This window comes from Yoonia sp. F2084L (assembly GCF_023015625.1).
In the GTDB taxonomy this organism is placed as follows: Bacteria; Pseudomonadota; Alphaproteobacteria; order Rhodobacterales; family Rhodobacteraceae; genus Yoonia.
In genome coordinates this window covers 816796-835549 of record NZ_JALKAH010000001.1, presented here as the reverse complement: position 1 = coordinate 835549, position 18754 = coordinate 816796, and the positions used below count along the sequence as shown (strand labels likewise).

General features: G+C 57.0%; 17 protein-coding genes. 12 read left to right on the top strand and 5 right to left on the bottom strand.

Going from position 1 to position 18754, the window contains the following annotated elements:
- Positions 1-25: 25 nt before the first annotated feature.
- Positions 26-931 (bottom strand): LysR family transcriptional regulator, encoded by a 906-nt coding sequence (locus MWU60_RS04095; protein WP_247225805.1) that lies wholly within the window; start codon positions 929-931, stop codon positions 26-28.
- A gap of 159 nt (positions 932-1090) precedes the next feature.
- Between MWU60_RS04095 and MWU60_RS04090 the strand changes: the two genes are divergently transcribed.
- The 11 genes from MWU60_RS04090 to MWU60_RS04040 all read left to right on the top strand — a co-directional run bounded on the left by MWU60_RS04090 (position 1091) and on the right by MWU60_RS04040 (position 12486).
- Entirely contained in the window at positions 1091-4507 is a 3417-nt protein-coding gene (locus MWU60_RS04090) for an indolepyruvate ferredoxin oxidoreductase family protein (RefSeq protein WP_247225803.1), read from the top strand.
- 72 nt (positions 4508-4579) lie between these two features.
- Positions 4580-5488 carry a lysophospholipid acyltransferase family protein gene (locus tag MWU60_RS04085; RefSeq protein WP_247225797.1) on the top strand — a complete coding sequence of 303 codons (909 nt, stop codon included), beginning with the start codon at positions 4580-4582 and terminating at the stop codon, positions 5486-5488.
- Positions 5466-6278 carry an aspartate/glutamate racemase family protein gene (locus tag MWU60_RS04080; RefSeq protein ID WP_247225796.1) on the top strand — a complete coding sequence of 271 codons (813 nt, stop codon included), beginning with the start codon at positions 5466-5468 and terminating at the stop codon, positions 6276-6278. Before MWU60_RS04085 ends, MWU60_RS04080 begins: the two co-directional genes overlap by 23 nt.
- A 36-nt stretch (positions 6279-6314) precedes the next feature.
- Positions 6315-7343 (top strand): N-acetyl-gamma-glutamyl-phosphate reductase, encoded by a 1029-nt coding sequence (argC, locus tag MWU60_RS04075; protein ID WP_247225795.1) that lies wholly within the window; start codon positions 6315-6317, stop codon positions 7341-7343.
- Complete coding sequence (gene ccmE, locus MWU60_RS04070; RefSeq protein WP_247225790.1) at positions 7340-7810, top strand: cytochrome c maturation protein CcmE; 471 nt, start codon at positions 7340-7342, stop codon at positions 7808-7810. Before argC ends, ccmE begins: the two co-directional genes overlap by 4 nt.
- Positions 7811-7855: 45 nt before the next feature.
- Entirely contained in the window at positions 7856-8467 is a 612-nt protein-coding gene (locus MWU60_RS04065; RefSeq protein WP_247225788.1) for a holin-associated N-acetylmuramidase, read from the top strand.
- Positions 8458-8958 (top strand): holin family protein, encoded by a 501-nt coding sequence (locus tag MWU60_RS04060; RefSeq protein ID WP_247225787.1) that lies wholly within the window; start codon positions 8458-8460, stop codon positions 8956-8958. The genes MWU60_RS04065 and MWU60_RS04060 overlap by 10 nt, the downstream gene beginning before the upstream one ends.
- Positions 8948-9151, top strand: coding sequence for a hemolysin XhlA family protein (locus MWU60_RS04055; protein ID WP_247225786.1), 204 nt, complete (start codon positions 8948-8950; stop codon positions 9149-9151). The genes MWU60_RS04060 and MWU60_RS04055 overlap by 11 nt, the downstream gene beginning before the upstream one ends.
- Positions 9152-9226: 75 nt before the next feature.
- Complete coding sequence (locus tag MWU60_RS04050; protein WP_247225784.1) at positions 9227-11203, top strand: heme lyase CcmF/NrfE family subunit; 1977 nt, start codon at positions 9227-9229, stop codon at positions 11201-11203.
- Entirely contained in the window at positions 11200-11649 is a 450-nt protein-coding gene (locus MWU60_RS04045) for a cytochrome c-type biogenesis protein (protein WP_247225782.1), read from the top strand. Before MWU60_RS04050 ends, MWU60_RS04045 begins: the two co-directional genes overlap by 4 nt.
- 60 nt (positions 11650-11709) lie before the next feature.
- Complete coding sequence (locus MWU60_RS04040) at positions 11710-12486, top strand: enoyl-CoA hydratase-related protein (RefSeq protein ID WP_247225781.1); 777 nt, start codon at positions 11710-11712, stop codon at positions 12484-12486.
- Here the strand turns inward: MWU60_RS04040 and MWU60_RS04035 are convergent.
- From MWU60_RS04035 to gltX, 3 genes are all read right to left on the bottom strand, one after another.
- Entirely contained in the window at positions 12471-12968 is a 498-nt protein-coding gene (locus tag MWU60_RS04035; RefSeq protein WP_247225779.1) for a GNAT family N-acetyltransferase, read from the bottom strand. The two genes, MWU60_RS04040 and MWU60_RS04035, sit on opposite strands and share 16 nt — an antisense overlap.
- A gap of 36 nt (positions 12969-13004) precedes the next feature.
- Entirely contained in the window at positions 13005-14300 is a 1296-nt protein-coding gene (locus MWU60_RS04030) for a citrate synthase (protein ID WP_247225777.1), read from the bottom strand.
- A 92-nt stretch (positions 14301-14392) separates the two neighbouring features.
- Positions 14393-15787, bottom strand: coding sequence for a glutamate--tRNA ligase (gene gltX, locus MWU60_RS04025; protein ID WP_247225769.1), 1395 nt, complete (start codon positions 15785-15787; stop codon positions 14393-14395).
- 83 nt (positions 15788-15870) lie between these two features.
- Between gltX and MWU60_RS04020 the strand changes: the two genes are divergently transcribed.
- Entirely contained in the window at positions 15871-17991 is a 2121-nt protein-coding gene (locus tag MWU60_RS04020) for a ComEC/Rec2 family competence protein (RefSeq protein ID WP_247225767.1), read from the top strand.
- A 1-nt stretch (position 17992) separates the two neighbouring features.
- On the opposite strand, the gene lexA is transcribed toward MWU60_RS04020, so the two are convergent.
- Positions 17993-18679 (bottom strand): transcriptional repressor LexA, encoded by a 687-nt coding sequence (gene lexA / locus MWU60_RS04015; protein ID WP_247225765.1) that lies wholly within the window; start codon positions 18677-18679, stop codon positions 17993-17995.
- Positions 18680-18754: the final 75 nt, after the last annotated feature.

The window sequence follows — 18754 nt, the reverse complement described above, 5'->3', positions numbered from 1 at the left end:
ACGTCAGTGTTCGAGAACAACCGTATTAGTTAGCCGCGGATTCACGCATTTTTTTGCGGTGTGCAAAGATTTCGTCCTGTACAAAATCGCGGAATGCGCTGATCCGTTTGGATTGCCGCAACTCTTCGGGGTAGGCGAGGAAGACAGGAACTTCGCCGCTTTCCAGATCGGGCAGGACCCGCACCAGATCGGGGAAGTCTTCGGTCACATAGTCGGGCAGCACCCCGATGCCGATGTTGTTGAGAACCCCCTGCAGCACGCCAAAGTAGTTGTTCACCGTGAATGTGTTGGGAATGTCGGCGGTCATCAGGTGTTGAAGCAATGTTGCACCGGCAGCGACCTGAATGGAATTCAGGCTTTGGCAGATAAGGCGGTGGTCCGACATATCCGACAACTCGGTCGGTGTGCCGTTTCGTTCAAGATAGGACTGTGTCGCGTAAAGCCGCATGCGCACAGACATCAGCCGTTTACGGATCAGGTCCGCTTGGGACGGCTCTTTCATGCGGATCGCCACGTCGGCTTCGCGCATCGGCAGGTCGAGCACGCGCTCTTCGAGCATCAAGTCGATTTTGAGGTCAGGATAGAGTTCATAAAGCTTGGGCAAGCGCGGGGCCAGCCAGAGCGTGCCGAAACCCGTGGTCGTGGTGACACGCAACTCGCCGAACACTTCTTCTTCGCTGTCGCGGATACGCGCCGAGGCCGCTTCGAGCCGCTTGTTCATCGATTTGGTCGCGTCGAATAGTAATTCGCCCTGTTCGGTCAGGATCAGGCCCCGCGCATGCCGGTGAAACAGCGTGGTGTTGAGTGATTCTTCCAAAGCCCGAATTTGCCTGCTGACCGCGGATTGCGACAGATGCAGTGTGTCGCCCGCATGGGTGAGCGATCCCGCATCAGCGACGGCGTGAAATATTCTTAGCTTGTCCCAGTCCATTTCGTCCTGTCGCCACTTCTGTTACCGCTATCTTTGGCCAAACATTACGCAGAGATGCCGTTTTGATGCAAACACCGATAGCATTTATTTTCCGCTTTGTAGGTCAGTATTTTTGACCTATACTTTAGTCAAGTGATTTGACGCGCAGGGAGGTGCGAGATGAGCCATCAGGATGTGTCCCTTAACGACCGGTACGACCTGACGAAACATCAGATTTTGCTCAATGGCACGCAGGCGCTGGTGCGTTTGATGCTGATGCAGCGCGCACGCGATGAGAAGGCGGGTTTGAACACCGCGGGTTATGTTACCGGTTATCGCGGCTCGCCCCTTGGCGCTGTTGATATGCAGATGACCCGCGCAAACGACGTGTTAGAACCTGCGCAGATCACCTTTCAGCCGGGATTGAACGAAGACCTTGCTGCGACCGCGCTTTGGGGCAGTCAACAGGCCGAATTGCGTGGCGAAGGCAAGCATGATGGCGTTTTTGGTCTGTGGTACGGCAAAGGCCCCGGTGTGGACCGTTCCGGCGATGTGATGCGCCACGCCAATATGGCGGGCACGTCCCCCAATGGCGGTGTGATCATGGCGATGGGCGATGATCATACCGGCGAAAGCTCGACCACTTTGCACCAGTCTGATTGGGCGATGATTGATGCCTATATGCCGATTGTGTCCCCCGCCGGTGTGCAGGAAATACTGGATTACGGGCTTTATGCTTGGGAATTGTCACGCTTTGCCGGTGTTTGGGTCGGCCTGAAGACCATGAAAGACACGATTGAGGTGACATCCGTCGTTGATGGCAATCCTGACCGAGTGTCGTTTGTGCGCCCCGATTTCGAGATGCCGGAGGGTGGCTTGAACATCCGCCTGGTTGACACCCCGCAGCTGCAAGAAGCGCGGATGATCGACTATAAACGCTTTGCCGCCGAGGCGTTCAGCCGTGCCAATAAGATGGATCAGCGCAAGTGGGGTAAACCGGGGGCCAAGATTGGCTTTGTCGCGGCAGGCAAGAACTGGCTCGATCTACAGCACGCTCTTTCGTTGCTGAACATTGATGAGGCCGAGGCAGAGCGTTTAGGGATCACGACCTATAAGGTGGGACAGGTCTGGCCGCTGGACATGGCGTCGTTCCATGACTGGGCCGAAGGGCTGGACCTGATTGTTGTGGTCGAGGAAAAGCGCAAGCTGATCGAGGTGCAGGTCAAAGAGGCGATCTTTGATGATCGCCAAGGCCGTCGCGTCTACGGCTGGCACAAGGGTGATGAGCATTCCGAAGGGCGTCGTGAAGAGGTGTTTCAGACCAAGGCAGACATCAATCCGATTGTCGTTGCCGAAAAGCTGGGCGGTATTCTGGTGGAAGAGGGCTGTGGCTCTGCCGGGGTTGAGGCCGGGTTGGCCGCATTGGTCGAGGCGCGCCGCGCTGACAACGCACCCGAATTGGCGCAGCGTTTGCCGTATTTCTGTTCGGGCTGTCCGCATAACTCCTCGACCAAAGTGCCTGAAGGATCGCGGGCTTATGCCGGCATTGGCTGTCACTATATGGTGCAGTGGATGGACCGCGACACGGTTGGCTTTACCCAGATGGGTGGCGAAGGGGCCAATTGGGTTGGTGAAGCGCCGTTCTCGACCCGCGATCATGTGTTCCAGAACCTTGGCGATGGGACCTATAACCATTCGGGCGTGCAGGCCATTCGCTTTGCGCTGATGGCGGGGACCAATATCACCTACAAGATCCTCTACAACGATGCGGTCGCCATGACCGGCGGGCAGGGTAATGACGGCGGTCTAACAGCCGATCAGATTTGCCGTGAAGTGCAGGCGATGGGCGTGCGCAATATCGCACTGGTTTATGACGACAAAGAAGATATCGACCTCGGGCTGTTTCCCAAGGGTCTTGATGTGCATGAGCGGGCGGACATGCCTGTGGTCCAAGAGAAGTTCAGCAAATACAAAGGCGTGTCTGTCATTGTGTATGTGCAGACCTGTGCTGCCGAAAAGCGCCGTCGCCGTAAGCGCGGGCAATTCCCGGACCCCGACAAGCGGGTCTTTGTCAATACAGACATCTGCGAAGGCTGCGGTGATTGCGGGGTGCAATCGAACTGCGTGTCCATCGTACCGGTTGAGACTGAATTGGGCCGCAAGCGGGCGATTGATCAATCGTCCTGCAACAAGGATTTTTCTTGTGTCAAAGGGTTCTGCCCGTCGTTTGTGACCGTTGAGGGTGCGCAAATCCGCAAAGAGGCCACGGCAGAAGTGGATATGCCCGATCTGCCTGATCCCGAACTGCCCGCGATTAACGGGACGCACAACGTGGTGATTACCGGCGTCGGGGGCACAGGCGTTGTGACCATAGGTGCGGTTCTGGCGATGGCTGCACATATCGACGGCAAGGGTGCCGGCATGATGGAAATGGCAGGGCTGGCACAAAAGGGCGGCGCGGTGCATATCCATTGCCGGATTGGGGAAAAGCCCAGCGATATCAGCGCGATCCGCGTGGCAACGGGGGAATGTGATGCGCTGATCGGCGGCGATCTGGTCGTTTCTGCCGGGGCCAAGACGCTGGGCCTGATGAAAACGGGGCGTACCCGCGGCGTCGTCAATAGCCACGAGATTATTACTGGCGACTTTACCCGCGATACAGAATTTCGGCTGCCAACCGATGCGTTGAAAGTGTCTCTTGAGGCGCGGTTATCGGACGGTTTGGCGTTGTTTGATGCGTCTGAGCTGGCCAAAGCGCTGTTGGGCGACAGCATCTATTCGAATATGATGATTTTCGGTGCTGTTTGGCAAATGGGCGCAATTCCAGTAAGTTATGAGGCGATCTTGGGTGCGATTGAGCTGAATGGTGCCTCCATCAACCGCAACATCCGCGCATTCGAGCTGGGGCGTTGGGCCTATTTGCATCCAAAGGACGCCGCTGCACTGTTGCAACCGAATGTCGTCGCACTGCCAAAGTCAGTCGAAGATAAAGTTGCATTTCGTGCAGAGCATCTGACGGCATATCAGGGCAAACGTTTGGCTGCGCGCTATCGCAAGCTGGTTGACAGTATTCAGGATGAACCGCTGCGCGAAGCCGTGGCGTTGGGCTATCACAAGCTCTTGGCGTATAAGGACGAATATGAAGTTGCGCGACTTTTGACCCAAACGCATGAGAAGGCGGCGGCCGCGTTCGATGGCGATCTGAAACTGACCTATCATCTGGCCCCGCCTATGTTGACCAAGACTGGACCGGACGGGCGACCAGAAAAGAAAGAGTATGGCGCACGCATGGCTTGGGCATTCCCAAAGCTTGCCAGGCTGAAATGGCTGCGTGGTACCCCGTTTGATCCGTTTGGGCGCACGGTAGAACGCCGCATGGAGCGGGCGCTGATCAAGGAATATGAGGCGGATATGGCCGAAGTGCTGCGCATCGTGCGCCCGGACACGCGGGACGCTGCGGTTGCATTAGCGTCTCTGCCCCTTGAAATACGCGGTTTTGGTCCTGTGAAAGAGGCAAACGCGCGCAAAGCGGCCAAACGGCGCGAAGAGTTGCTGGCGGTACTGCGTGCCGCACCAATGCAACAGGCGGCAGAGTGACGATTGTTTGTCATAGGAATGTTGCCGGAGCATGATATGTACCGGCAACATTTTGCAATGTAAGAGCTTCGCATGTCTGCCAGAGATCGCCAAGTTGCCCGGGATATCACCTATGCCTCATCTGCCAAAAGGCGCAGCGGGCGGGCCGTGATCCGCATCCTTGAGAATACAACAGGGCGTCTGCGCCTGATCCGCAAGGCCCGCGGCTATGATACGGAAGTTGAGGCTGGTGCTGACTTTTGGCAGGTGATGACCGATCGCTACGGCGTCAGCCTTGATGTCATCGGTGGCACGCTAGACAGCATTCCGACCAAAGGCCCGTTGATTGTTGTCTCAAACCATCCTTATGGCATCCTGGATGGGTTGATGATGGGGCGCATTCTGTCTGAACGCCGTCAAGGCGACTTTCGTGTCCTTGCGCATCGGATCTTTCGCCGTGCCGCGGATTTGGAGCGGATTATTCTGCCGATTTCCTTTGATCAAACGAAAGAAGCCGCCAAGCTGAACCTTGAAACACGCAGTTTGGCAGTTGAATATCTCAAATCGGGCGGTGCAATCGGGATCTTCCCAGGAGGCACCGTATCCACGTCTGCCACACCGTTTTCAAAGCCAATGGACCCCAGTTGGCGGACGTTCACGGCCAAAATGATCGCCAAGTCGGGCGCGACAGTCGTGCCTGTTTTCTTTGAAGGACATAACAGCCGTTTGTTCCAACTGGCCAGCCACCTGCATAGCACCTTGCGCACCGGCATGTTCATTCGCGAGTTCAAGGCCAAGATCAACAAACCCGTCCGCGTCGTGGTCGGAGAGCCGATCCCCGCTGACACGCTGGCTCAATTCGAAAAAGACCCCAAAGCGTGCATGGATTTCCTGCGCAAAGCCACTTATGAGTTGAGCACAAGCCCGGTGGATCCAACCCATCTGGGTCATGAGTTTGAAGACAAATACAAGGTGCGCAATGGCAGTGGGCATATTCGATAGCGGGCTAGGGGGGCTTACGGTGCTGGACGCCGTGGCAAAACGCTTGCCTGATCTGCCGCTTGTCTACATGGGCGATAGCGCCCATGCGCCTTACGGCGTGCGGACGCCCGATGACATTTACAACCTGACCACGCAGTCTACGCAGCGCTTGTTTGATGCCGGTTGCGATCTGGTGATCCTCGCCTGCAACACCGCCTCTGCCGCTGCCCTGCGCCGCATGCAAGAAGGCTGGGTGCCAGAAGGCAAGCGGGTGCTGGGTGTATTTGTGCCATTGATCGAAGCACTGACAGAGCGGCAGTGGGGTGACAACTCGCCTCCGCGTGAGGTAAACACCAAACATGTGGCGCTTTTTGCGACGCCTGCGACCGTGTCGAGCCGCGCTTTCCAGCGGGAATTGGCTTTCCGCGCGATTGGTGTGGATGTTGAGGCGCAGGCCTGCGGTGGTGTCGTGGATGCCATTGAGGATGGTGACATGATTCTGGCTGAGGCTTTGGTGAACAGTCACGTTGACGCGCTCAAACGAAAGATGCCGGAACCAGATGCGGCAGTTCTTGGGTGCACCCATTACCCGCTGATGGCAAAAGAGTTTCAGAAGGCCCTTGGCCCGGATGTGAAGGTGTTTAGCCAAGCTGAACTCGTGGCCGAAAGCCTTGCCGATTATCTGGAGCGGCGGCCCGAGATGGTGGGCTTCGGCACAACATCCGCCTTTCTGACAACCGGCGATCCTGCGCAGGTATCCAACCGCGCGACCCAGTTTCTGCGACGAAAAATCACATTTGACGCCGCTTAACCGAATTTACGACCATTCATCCCAAGGGATACTCCTATGACCTATAACGTCGCCATTCTTGGCGCTTCTGGTTACACCGGTGCAGAACTCGTGCGCCTGATCGCAACACACCCCAGCCTGCACATCGTCGGCCTGTCGGGTAATTCCAAGGCCGGCATGGCCATGGCCGATGTGTTTCCACATCTACGCCATCTGGACTTGCCTGTGCTGACGACCATTGAAGAGATGGACCTGAGTGCTGTCGATCTGGTGTTCTGCGCTTTGCCCCATGCCACATCGCAGGCTGTCATTTCAAAGCTGCCAAGGTCGCTGAAAATCGTGGACCTGTCCGCAGATTTTCGTCTGCGTGACCCTGCTGACTATGAAAAGTGGTACGGCAAAGGCCATGCGGCAACAGAGATGCAGGCAGAGGCAATATATGGCCTGACCGAGTTTTACCGGGATCAAATCAAGGACGCGCGTCTGGTGGCTGGCACGGGCTGCAACGCTGCGACGGGTCAATATGCGCTGCGTCCGCTCATTGAAGCAGGGGTGATTGATTTAGATCAGATCATCATTGACTTAAAAGCCGCAGTATCAGGCGCAGGACGCAGCCTGAAGGAGAATCTGTTGCACGCGGAGTTGTCAGAGGGGGCCCATGGCTATGCCGTTGGCGGCACCCATCGCCACTTGGGCGAGTTTGATCAGGAGTTCTCCGCGATTGCCGGACGGCCCGTCCACGTGCAGTTCACCCCCCATCTGATCCCAGCGAACCGCGGCATTTTGGCAACCACCTATGTGCAAGGCGATCCGGGCGTTATATATGCAACATTGACCGCAGCTTATGCGGATGAGCCGTTTATTGAGGTACTGCCGATGGGACAAACGCCGTCGATGAAACATGTCAGGGCATCGAATTATTGCCATATCGGCGTGGTCGCTGACCGTGTGCCGGGGCGGGCGATTGTCATTGCGGCCTTGGATAACCTGACCAAAGGGTCTTCAGGGCAGGCGTTGCAGAATGCCAACTTGATGCTAGGGCTGCCTGAAACAGAGGGTCTGATGCTGGCCCCGGTGTTCCCATGACGGGTGGTTTGAAAAGTCTGAAGAAACGTCGCCGCATTCAGGTGATGTCTATGGCGGGGATCAGTATTGTGTTGGTCCTTGTGCTATTGTGGTTCTTGCCTGATGACAGTTTTCAGTTCTTCCGATCGCCGTCAGAAGTGGCTGAAGCACCGCCGCCGCCAAACGAGCGGTTCCGCATTGGCGGTCTGGTGACTGAGGGTTCCATCGTGCGCGGTCAGGGCGAGCAGGTCAGTTTTTCTGTAACCGATGGCGGTGCTGTGGTGCCGGTCGTCTACACCGGCATTCTGCCTGATCTTTTTGAAGAAGGTCAGGGGATGGTTGCGCAGGGAAATTACATCAATGGTCGCTTTGAAGCCGTTGAAATCCTTGCCAAACATGATGAGACATATATGCCATCCGAGGTACTTGATGCTTTGAAAGAGCAGGGTCTCTATGTTGATCCGGACGGTGCTATCGTCACCAATTAACCTTTAAAGCGCAGCTTTTGTCCCGACCTTATGGAAGGGGCAGAAATGCAGACCGTTACCCAAATTGCGACCGCCATTGTTGCCCGTGAAGGCGGCTATGTGAATGACCCCGACGATCCTGGTGGCGCCACGAACTATGGTGTCACAATCCACACGATGCGCCGTCTTGGGCTTGACCTGACGCAAGACGGGCGTGTTGATAGCGATGACGTCCGTGTCCTGACCCGGGCGCATGCGGTGTCGATCTTTGTGGAACACTACTTTCGCGGACCACGGATTGACCGGTTGCCCGCGCCTCTGCAAGCCAGTGTGTTTGATATGTATGTGAATGCCGGCGCGAATGCTGTGAAAATTCTACAACGTTTACTGGGTGATATGCGGATTTCCGTGACCGTTGACGGTGTTATTGGCCCGCGCACGATTGCCGCGACCAAACAGGCGATGCAGGCGGCACCGGACCATCTTGTTGACGCCTACGGGATTGCGCGCCGCAACTATTACTATGATCTGGCTGATCGCCGTCCCGCCAGCCGCAAATATGCGCGCAGGCGCGATGGCGGAAAGGGCGGTTGGATCAAACGGGCGGAAGAATTCGTGTCGGCCCATTACCATTTGACCGAGGCGCAACATAAAGCACGGGTGTCGCAATGGGTTTGATCTCGGGCCTGATGACGTTTCTGTTCGGGGACGGGCGCAATGTGGTGGCTGAAACTGCGCAGGTCTTTCGCGAGAATGCTGAGAACGGTGCCGTGCGCGCAGCCTCGGCCCGGTCGGATAGCCTTGCGCAGTTTGCGGCAGAGTTCGTGCATCCGCGTCGCGGCCTGTTTGACAGGATTGTCGATGGGCTGAACCGTTTACCGCGACCTGCGCTGGCGTTGGGCACAATCTGGTTGTTTGTCTTAGCGATGCAGCAGCCTGAGCAATTCATGAAGGGCATGGAGGGGCTTGCGATTGTGCCTGAACCGCTTTGGTGGTTAATGGGCGCGATTGTGAGCTTTTATTTTGGCGCACGTCACCAAGTCAAATCACAGGAATTTCAACGCTCTATTGCGATGAGCTTGGCCGCCGGTCAGGTCAGCCCTGCCAAACCCGAGGCGGCATCATCAAACCCCGCATTGCAAGATTGGCAGGTCGACAATGCAGACTGAGGCGACAGGACAGCTTGAACGCCGCGTCATAGCACTTGAGATGCGCAACGCTGTCGATGATGTGCATCGCGCGAATGTGGCGGTCCGGTTGAGCGCGATTGAGGACACGCTGAAGTGGTTGGTGCGCCTGGTGATTGGCGGGCTTTTGATGGCGGGTGTGACCTACGCAATGCAAGGCGGTTTCGCGATCTGAGGGTGCGCCAAAATGTACCGCAGATGTGAGCAGTCCGGGATGTTGCTTGCCCGCTGAATGGGCTATGTATGCCCTATGTTGATAGAACTTGGACATTTCGCTCTGATTCTGGCTTTTGGCATCGCTATCATCCAGATGATCGTGCCGATGGTGGGCGCACATCGCGGTAATGCTGGCTGGATGGCGATGGCCGAACCGGCGGCGACGGTGCAGTTTTTATTAACCGCCTTTTCCTTTGCCGTGCTGACTTGGGCCTTTGTGACCTCTGACTTTTCGCTACAGCTCGTCTACCTCAATTCCCATACCGACAAACCGATGATCTATAAGATTACGGGCGTTTGGGGGAACCATGAAGGTTCGATGCTGCTTTGGATGGTGATCCTGACGCTGTTCGGGGCTTGCGCCGCGTGGTTTGGCGATGGGTTGCCAGCGCGTTTGCGGGCACGGGTGTTGTCGGTGCAGGCGTCGATCGCAGTGGCCTTCTTTGCTTTTGTTCTGTTCACATCCAACCCATTCCTGCGTCTTGAGGTGCCACCCTTGAATGGGCGCGACCTGAACCCGCTGCTGCAAGACCCCGGTTTGGCGTTTCACCCACCTTTCCTTTATCTCGGTTATGTTGGCCTGAGCATGTCATTTTCTTTCGCCATCGCCGCCCTGATTGAAGGGCGCGTCGATGCCGCGTGGGGCCGCTGGGTGCGCCCTTGGACATTGGCTGCTTGGATGTTCCTGACCGTGGGTATCGCACTTGGGTCTTGGTGGGCGTATTATGAGCTGGGTTGGGGCGGTTTCTGGTTCTGGGACCCGGTTGAGAACGCGTCCTTCATGCCGTGGCTCATTGCGGCGGCGCTGCTGCACTCTGCCATCGTTGTAGAGAAGCGAGAAGCGCTGAAAAGCTGGACGATCCTGCTGGCGATCATGGCCTTTGGGTTCTCGTTGCTTGGTGCGTTTATCGTGCGCTCGGGTGTGCTGACGTCCGTACATGCTTTTGCCAATGATCCTGAACGCGGAATGCTGATCCTGATTATCCTTGCGATCTTCTTGGGTGGTGCGCTGACGCTTTTTGCCTTGCGCGCGGGATCAATGGAATCGAAAGGTGTTTTCTCGACCGTGAGCCGCGAAAGCGCGCTGATCTTGAACAATATATTGCTATCCGTCAGCTGTTTTGTCGTCTTCATCGGCACCATCTGGCCGTTGGTGTCAGAGCTGCTTTTTGACCGCACCGTATCTGTCGGGCCACCCTTCTTCGATGCAGCCTTTACCCCATTTATGGTCGCTTTGGCGATTGCCTTGCCACTGGGATCAATCCTCGCATGGAAACGTGGTACTTTGGGGCGTGCGTCTAAATCATTGGTTGGTTGGCTGGTGCTTGCCGTTGCCATGGCCGGGCTGGCCTATGCGATCCAAAGTGGCAATTCAGCGCTTGGCCCCATTGGTGTGGCATTGGGTGTTTGGGTTGTGGGTGGTGCGATTTCGGATATGTGGATGCGCAGTGGCCGTGATAGCCTGTCGGACCGCTTGCGCCGCATGACGCGGCTGCCGCGCGCGGATTGGGGCAAGGCGACCGCGCATATCGGGATGGGCGTCACGATCTTTGGGATCGCAGCCATGCTTGCTTGGGAACAGGAAGATATTCGCGTCGCCCAGATCGGTGACAGCTGGGAAGTCGGTCAGTTTGAATTCCGCTTGGATGGTGTGAACCAGCTTGAGGGCCCCAATTACCTGACGACAATGGCCGATATCTCGGTCTGGCGGGGCGAGACGCAAGTGGGTGATCTGCACCCTGAAAAACGGTTCTATCCGGTCGCAAATATGCCGACGACAGAAGCCGCGATTATCAATGGTGTGGTCCGCGACATCTACGTTGTCGTCGGTGACCCGCAGGAAAATGGCGGCTGGGCTGTACGCATCTACCTCAAACCATTCGCGAATTGGATTTGGGGTGGGGCCATCTTGATGGCTTTGGGGGGCTGTTTCTCGCTCTCTGACCGTCGCTTGCGGGTTGGTGCTGCCTCGGCCAAGAAAACCACGCCGAAAGCGGTGCCTGCGGAATGAAGCGGCTGGCCATCATCCTGATGCTGCTTGCATCACCGCTTTGGGCGGTTGATCCGAACGAGATGCTGGATGATCCGGTGTTGGAAGATCGCGCGCGGGCTTTGTCGCAGGAATTGCGCTGTCCGGTTTGCCGCAATGAAAGCATTGATGAAAGCAACGCGGCCTTGGCGCAAGAGCTGCGGATCGTGCTGCGTGAACGGCTGGTTGCGGGCGACACGGACCAAGAGGCGCTCGATTTCATGGTCGCGCGTTATGGGGAGTTTGTATTGCTGCGCCCCGACGCACGCGGGGCGAACCTGATCCTCTGGCTGGCTGCGCCGGCGCTATTGTTGATCGCCCTTGGGATCGGTTGGTCCACGATCAGGGCGCGGCGTCCTGTGGACGAGGGTCTGAGCGACGCGGAAAAAGCCGAATTAGAGAAAATCTTGGGTAATGACGTCCCGTAGGGCTTTCCTAAACTGATCAGTTCATTACCTTAGGGGAAACTTTGCAAAAGGATCCCCTGTATGGACTATCAGGCCATCAAACTTGTCATTCGCAATTCTGTCGCGGTGATCACGCTGAACCGCCCCGACATGATGAACGCGCTCAACACCCAAATGCGCGCCGAGATTACCCATGCGATGAAAGCGGCAGAGCGGGACGCGCGGGTGGTTGTGTTGACGGGGGCAGGCAAAGCCTTCTGTTCCGGCCAGGACCTTGGCGATGGCGGCAATGCTGCGTCGATGGATCTAGAGCGGACTTTACGGGACGAATATGTACCAATGCTGAAGGCGATCTTTGATTGCCGGGTGCCCACGATTTCTGCGGTCAATGGACCTGCGGCGGGAGCAGGGGCCAACCTTGCGCTGGCCGCAGACGTGGTGATTGCGTCAGAGGACGCCTATTTCATTCAGGCCTTCACGCGGATCGGCCTGATCCCTGATGCCGGTGGTACCTATTGGTTGCCACGCCAGATGGGTGCGGCCAAGGCGATGGGGGCGGCGCTCTTTGCAGATAAGATCAGCGCGCAACAGGCAGAGCAGTGGGGCATGATCTATGAAACAGCCCCAGCCGCGACTTTCCTAGAGCATGTGCAGGGGCGTGCGGCGCATTTGGCGCAGGGGCCGACAGTGGCCTATCGCCAGTTGAAGAAAGCAATTCGTGGGTCGTTTGAGAACTCACTGGATGAGCAATTGGCGCTGGAGGCAAAGCTGCAAGGACGCTGTGGTAAGACGCGTGACTTTCAGGAAGGTGTCGTCGCGTTCTTGGAGAAGCGTCAGGCGGTTTATGAGGGGCGCTGAAGGGCGAAGTAGACGCTGTCAGACCATTCACCATTGATGCAAAACGTCTTTTCTGCCCGGTGCGTTTCCTGAAATCCCAGTGATTTCAAGATCCCGACCGAGGCTTCGTTGCGTGGGTCTGCGTCGGCGGTCAACTGTGCATGGTCTGTGACCTCAAAGAGGTAGGGGATAATCGTATTCATCGCCTCGGTCACGATCCCTTGCCGCCAATAGTCGGGATGCAGAAGAAAGCCGACCTCATCAGTCTTATGCATGCCGGCCACACCAATGGCGCGACCATCTCTTTCCATGACAAAATAGGTTAGCTGTCGTTCTGCCGCAGCTATCAACCTATCAAGGTTTTGCTGGGTGCGTTCAGGGTTTTCATGGGCTGCTGTGGACCAATACCGCATCGCACGCGGATCGCTGAAGATCGCGTAGAGGTCCATGAGGTCACCCTGCTTTGCGGCGCGCAGGATCAGGCGTTCCGTTTTCAGGATCATACCGAAAAAGGGCCGCCCGAAAGCAGCCCAGCTTTCTTAGCGCTTTTCAATGTCGACATAATCGCGCTGCATCTCACCCAGATAAAGCTGGCGCGGGCGGCCGATTTTCAACTGTGGATCGGCAAGTTGCTCGGACCATTGCGAAATCCAGCCCACGGTACGGGCCAGCGCAAAGATCGGTGTGAACATCGAGGTGGGGAAACCCATCGCCTCTAGGATAATGCCGGAATAGAAGTCGACGTTCGGGAACAGCTTCTTGTCGGCAAAATACGGATCGGCAAGTGCCTGTTTCTCAAGCTCTTTCGCGACCTGCAAGATGGGGTTGTTTTCAACACCCAGCAGATCAAGCACCTCATCGGCGCTTTCCTTCATCACCGTCGCACGCGGATCAAAGTTTTTGTAAACCCGGTGGCCAAAGCCCATCAGGCGATAGCTGTCGTTTTTATCCTTCGCGCGAGCGATGAACTCTGGGATGCGGTCCGGTGTGCCGATTTCCTTGAGCATTTCAAGACATGCCTGGTTTGCACCACCGTGGGCAGGGCCCCAAAGGCAGGCGATACCGGCGGCGATACAAGCAAACGGGTTGGCGCCAGAGGATGACGCCAGACGCACGGTCGAGGTCGATGCGTTTTGTTCGTGGTCTGCGTGCAGCGTGAAAATCCTGTCCATCGCACGGGCAAGGATCGGGTTCACGTTGTATTCTTGCGCGGGCACGGCAAAGCACATGTGCAGGAAGTTCGCGGCATAATCGAGGTCATTGCGCGGATATACAAACGGTTGACCGATAGAGTACTTGTAAGCCATCGCAGCAACCGTCGGCATCTTCGCGATCAAACGGATCGTCGCGACCTCACGCTGGTGCGGATCGTTGATGTCGGTGGAATCGTGATAAAATGCGGACATCGCCCCCACAACACCGACCATCGTGGCCATCGGGTGCGCATCGCGGCGGAACCCACGGAAGAAGTTGTGCATCTGCTCATGGATCATCGTGTGGTTGGTGACCAGCGATTCAAACTCTTCCAGCTTTTCTGCAGACGGCAGTTCACCGTAAAGCAGCAGGTAGCACACTTCGAGGTAGTGCGATTTGCCTGCAAGCTGATCAATTGGATAGCCACGGTGCAGCAAGACACCTTTTTCACCATCAATGAAGGTGATTGTACTGTCGCAGGCAGCGGTGGACGTGAAGCCCGGATCGTATGTGAAAACATCCGCCTGCCCGTAAAGCTTGCGAATGTCGATGACGTCAGGGCCACCAGTGGGGGAGTGCATGGGCAGGTCGTAGGTTTTGCCCTTGATGGTCAGCTTCGCTGTGTCGGTATTCTCGGCCATAAATGTTCCCCTTTCGGTCGGGCACAGGTGACGTGCCGCGGCATGTATTGTCGTTGGTGTCCGGTTAGCTGCTATTCGTTAACGAATAGGTTTCAGCGACTGGCATCCTGTAGGCGGGCGATGGTTTCATCTTGCCCAAGGACCAACATCATATCGAACATACTGGGTGAAACCGCGCGTCCTGCGAGTGCCGCGCGTAAAGGCCCGGCCAGCTTGCCTAGTTTCATGTCATGAGCTTCGGCAGTGGATGCGACGATCCCTTCAAGGATGTCTCGAGACCAGCTAGCATTTTGCAGCTGCGGCGTCAATTCTCTCAGTATACCACGGGATACATCCGTGAGATGGCTGGCCGCCTTCTCTTCGATTTCGACCGGACGTTGCGTCAGTACAAAGTGAGCCTTATCAATGAGTTCCGGGAATGTCTTCGCCCTTTCTTTGAGGCAGTACATCGCGGTCAACATTCCGTCGTTTTGTGTTTCAGTCAGTGGTGCTGCACCAGTTGCGGCCAGAAAATCCTGCAATTCTTGCAGCAGTGCAGCATCGTCCGCGACCGCGATGTGCTGACCACAGATGTTTTCGAGCTTTTTGAAGTCAAAACGCGCTGGCGATTTGCCGATTCCGCCCAGATCAAACCAGTCCCGCGCCTGGGCATCCGAGAAGAATTCATCGTCTCCGTGGCTCCAACCCAGACGTGTCAGATAGTTGCGCATGCCAGCCGCAGGGTATCCCAGCGCCTGATATTCGGCCGCACCAGTTGCGCCGTGGCGTTTGGACAGTTTTTTCCCATCGGCGCCGAAAATCAGGGGGATATGTGCAAGGGTCGGTTTGTCCCAACCCATCGCTTCATAGATCAGGTTCTGCCGAAACGCATTGGCAAGGTGATCATCGCCACGGATCACATGGGTCACACCCATATCGTGATCATCTACCACGACAGCGAGCATATAAACCGGTGTGCCGTCAGAGCGCAGCAGGATCATATCGTCAAGCTGGTCATTCGACCACGTCACATCGCCCTGCACCTCATCGTGTAGGGTTGTCTGACCCTCGCGCGGGGCTTTGATGCGGATCACATAAGGCGCGTCCGGATGATCAGCCTCTGCCACATCGCGCCAAGGCGAGCGAAAAAGGGTCGAGATTTTTTCGGCGCGGGCCTTTTCACGGAAAGCTTCGATCTCTTCTTGGGTGCTGAAGCACTTATAGGCGTGACCGTTTGCCAGTAATGTGTTCGCGACCGCGGCATGGCGATCCGCGTTGGCGGCTTGGCTTGATGGCGCACCGTCCCAGTCAAGGCCCAGCCATGTCAGACCATCAAGGATGGCTTCCCGGTTTTCGTCGGTGGATCGCCCTTTGTCGGTATCTTCAATCCGCAGCAGGAATTTGCCACCCCGCCCACGGGCATAGAGCCAGTTAAACAAAGCAGTCCGCGCGCTCCCGATGTGCAGGGCACCTGTGGGCGACGGGGCGAAACGTGTGACGACAGACATGCGGATATTAACCTTTCGCTAACCAGCTTTCCGGTAGGGTTCCGGCTTGGGGACGGGATACGAAACTGCGGGGTGAAGGACAAGTGCGCGCAACCGTTGAAGCAGCACTTCTGGCGCAACGCGGATCACTGATCGGCTGGGTGCCGGTGTGTCTGGGCGTTGGTGTGGGGACCTATTTTGGTCTTGGATCAGAGCCAGACATGCTGCTGATGGCCGCTCTGGGCGTTGCGGGTGTTGCGGCCTTGATTTGCGCGCGTTTGGTTCCGACAGCTTTCGCGCCATTGCTTGTTGCGGTCGCATTGGTTCTGGCGGGCGTTGGCGTTGCAAAACACCGGGTTTCTGCGGTCGAAGCACCCGTTCTGACCTTCCGCTATTACGGCCCGATTGAAGGGCGGGTGGTGAACATCGACCGCTCAGCCAGTGATGCGGTGCGGCTGACGCTTGATCGGGTGGTATTGGCACGGATGGCACCGGACCGCACGCCCGATCGTGTACGGGTGTCCTTACATGGCGAACAGCCCATTGCGGTCTTCACGCCCGGCGATGTCATTATCCTGACGGGGCATCTGTCGCCACCCGCAGGGCCTGCCGAACCCGGCGGCTTCGATTTTCAACGCCATGCTTGGTTCTTGCAGGTCGGTGCAGTGGGCTATACGCGCACGCCTGCTCTGCGGCTGCATGTGCCAGAGAAGCCTGACTTGAAGACGCAGATTTTCGGAATGCGGATGGCGATTTCGCGTGCGGTACAGGAGGCTATGCCGGGTGAAACCGGGGCTTTTGCTGCGGCGATCATGACCGGTGACCGGTCCGGAATGGGGCAGGCGACGCTGACCGATCTGCGCGCGTCTAACCTTGCGCATTTGTTGGCCATCTCTGGCCTGCACATGGGCCTGCTGACCGGGTTCATCTTTGCGTTGGTGCGCTACGGTCTGGCGGTTGTGCCGGGTGTTGCATTGCGCTGGCCCACAAAGAAAATCGCGGCGGTCTGCGCCCTGATCGTAGGGGCATTCTATTTGGCGCTGTCCGGTGGAAATGTCGCCACAGAGCGCGCCTTTATTATGGTCGCCGTGATGCTTGTTGCCGTGTTGCTGGGACGCCGCGCACTAACGCTGCGGGCTGTGGCAATGGCCGCGGTCATCGTTTTGATGTGGCAGCCCGAGGCGCTTATCGGCCCCGGATTTCAGATGTCGTTTGCCGCCACGACTGCCTTGGTCGCCGTCTTTGGTGCGCTGCGGCGGTTTGACTTGACGGGTTTGCCAAAATGGACACGGCCGATCCTGTCGGTGGTTTTGTCGTCGTTCATCGCAGGGCTTGCGACGGCCCCGTTCGCGGCGGCGCATTTTAATCAAATTGCACATTACGGGTTGATTGCCAATGTTCTGAGTGTGCCCTTAATGGGGATGCTCGTCATGCCTGCGGCAGTCCTCGCTGTTTGCCTGGCGCCCTTTGGCTTGTGGGGTATTGGGCTATGGTTGATGGACATCGGGCTGCGGTGGATCCTGTTTGTGGCAGCGACTGTGTCTGCCCAAGAGGGTGCGCTCAGCCATGTTTGGGCACCGGATTGGTTTGTTCTTCCGGTTCTGGCGTTTGGCCTGCTGTGGATTGTGCTTGTCAACGGGCGCGGGCGGTGGGCCGGTGGGATTGCTGTCGTCGCTGCATTGGTTTTGTGGCAGCAAAGCACACGACCTGCATTGCTGGTGGCTGACAGTGGCTCCCTGATTGGGTTGCAAAGCGTGGAAGGGCGCGTGCTGTCCAAAGCGAAGGGAAGCGGTTTCGTCGCGGGGATATGGCTTGAAAATGATGGCGGGCCTGTGGCGCAGGATTTGGCAGCCGCACGGTCGGGTCTGGAGCGTGAGGGGCGGATTATCTATGCTGCCGTCGGTGATTGGCGGATCACGCAAGTCTCAGGTAAAACAGCGCTTGCTGAGATGACCGGATGTGGTGGCGCGGATGTGTTGATCAGCAATCAGACGGATGAGGTCATGCGGCCGTGCCTTGTCTACGATGTTCTGCGGTTGCGAAACACCGGCGCGCTGGCGCTGGATTTGACCGTGGATGGTGATCTGCGGATCACGACGGCGCATCAGGTCGCCGGACAACGTCCGTGGAACATACGCCAAGGGCCAGTGCCCGCCCCAGTCCAGCTATCAATTGCGCAAAGAAAAAGGGTCGCCGAGGCGACCCTTTACACGCAAACCGACTAGCTTAGTAGGTGCGGATCAAACCAACCAAACGGCCTTGAACTTTGACCTGATCGTCGCGGAAGACCCGTGTTTCATAGGCCGGGTTTGCAGCTTCAAGCGCTATCGCCCCACCATTGCGGCGGAACCGCTTCAGTGTTGCTTCATGCCCTTCAACCAGTGCCACAACGATATCGCCATTATCGGCGACCGTTGTTTCCCGGATCACAACGACGTCACCGTCATTGATGCCCGCGTCGATCATCGAATCGCCTTTGACCTCAAGCGCGTAATGATCGCCAGCACCCACCATCGATTGCGGGACGGAAACGTTGCGCGATGCTTCACTAATCGCTTCGATCGGCACACCAGCCGCAATGCGACCCATCATGGGTAGATCAACAGAACCGTTATCGACCGGAAGGGCCGTCACAGGGGTGCTGTCAGGTTTGTCACCGTCGATCACTCGCGGCGTGAAACCTGTTTTGGTCTGCATCGCATCAGGCAGTTTCACGATCTCCAGCGCGCGTGCCCGGTGCGCGAGGCGGCGGATAAATCCGCGTTCTTCCAAAGCTGTGATGAGGCGGTGAATGCCGGATTTGGATCGCAAATCCAGCGCTTCTTTCATTTCGTCGAAACTGGGCGGCACACCGTCGCGCTGAACACGCTTGTGGATAAACTCTAACAGGTCGAGTTGCTTTTTCGTCAACATAGGCGATGCTCCGTTGTCACGTTTTGCATATGTTCTATGCATGTTCTTGTTTTGTGTCAACGGTGAGGTTTGTGC

Excerpts from the sequence above, each read along its gene's own strand:
- MWU60_RS04095 (WP_247225805.1), bottom strand. The coding sequence starts at position 931 with ATGGACTGGGACAAGCTAAGAATATTTCACGCCGTCGCTGATGCGGGA.
- MWU60_RS04090 (WP_247225803.1), top strand. The coding sequence starts at position 1,091 with ATGAGCCATCAGGATGTGTCCCTTAACGACCGGTACGACCTGACGAAA.
- MWU60_RS04085 (WP_247225797.1), top strand. The coding sequence starts at position 4,580 with ATGTCTGCCAGAGATCGCCAAGTTGCCCGGGATATCACCTATGCCTCA.
- MWU60_RS04080 (WP_247225796.1), top strand. The coding sequence starts at position 5,466 with ATGGCAGTGGGCATATTCGATAGCGGGCTAGGGGGGCTTACGGTGCTG.
- argC (WP_247225795.1), top strand. The coding sequence starts at position 6,315 with ATGACCTATAACGTCGCCATTCTTGGCGCTTCTGGTTACACCGGTGCA.
- ccmE (WP_247225790.1), top strand. The coding sequence starts at position 7,340 with ATGACGGGTGGTTTGAAAAGTCTGAAGAAACGTCGCCGCATTCAGGTG.
- MWU60_RS04065 (WP_247225788.1), top strand. The coding sequence starts at position 7,856 with ATGCAGACCGTTACCCAAATTGCGACCGCCATTGTTGCCCGTGAAGGC.
- MWU60_RS04060 (WP_247225787.1), top strand. The coding sequence starts at position 8,458 with ATGGGTTTGATCTCGGGCCTGATGACGTTTCTGTTCGGGGACGGGCGC.
- MWU60_RS04055 (WP_247225786.1), top strand. The coding sequence starts at position 8,948 with ATGCAGACTGAGGCGACAGGACAGCTTGAACGCCGCGTCATAGCACTT.
- MWU60_RS04050 (WP_247225784.1), top strand. The coding sequence starts at position 9,227 with ATGTTGATAGAACTTGGACATTTCGCTCTGATTCTGGCTTTTGGCATC.
- MWU60_RS04045 (WP_247225782.1), top strand. The coding sequence starts at position 11,200 with ATGAAGCGGCTGGCCATCATCCTGATGCTGCTTGCATCACCGCTTTGG.
- MWU60_RS04040 (WP_247225781.1), top strand. The coding sequence starts at position 11,710 with ATGGACTATCAGGCCATCAAACTTGTCATTCGCAATTCTGTCGCGGTG.
- MWU60_RS04035 (WP_247225779.1), bottom strand. The coding sequence starts at position 12,968 with ATGATCCTGAAAACGGAACGCCTGATCCTGCGCGCCGCAAAGCAGGGT.
- MWU60_RS04030 (WP_247225777.1), bottom strand. The coding sequence starts at position 14,300 with ATGGCCGAGAATACCGACACAGCGAAGCTGACCATCAAGGGCAAAACC.
- gltX (WP_247225769.1), bottom strand. The coding sequence starts at position 15,787 with ATGTCTGTCGTCACACGTTTCGCCCCGTCGCCCACAGGTGCCCTGCAC.
- lexA (WP_247225765.1), bottom strand. The coding sequence starts at position 18,679 with ATGTTGACGAAAAAGCAACTCGACCTGTTAGAGTTTATCCACAAGCGT.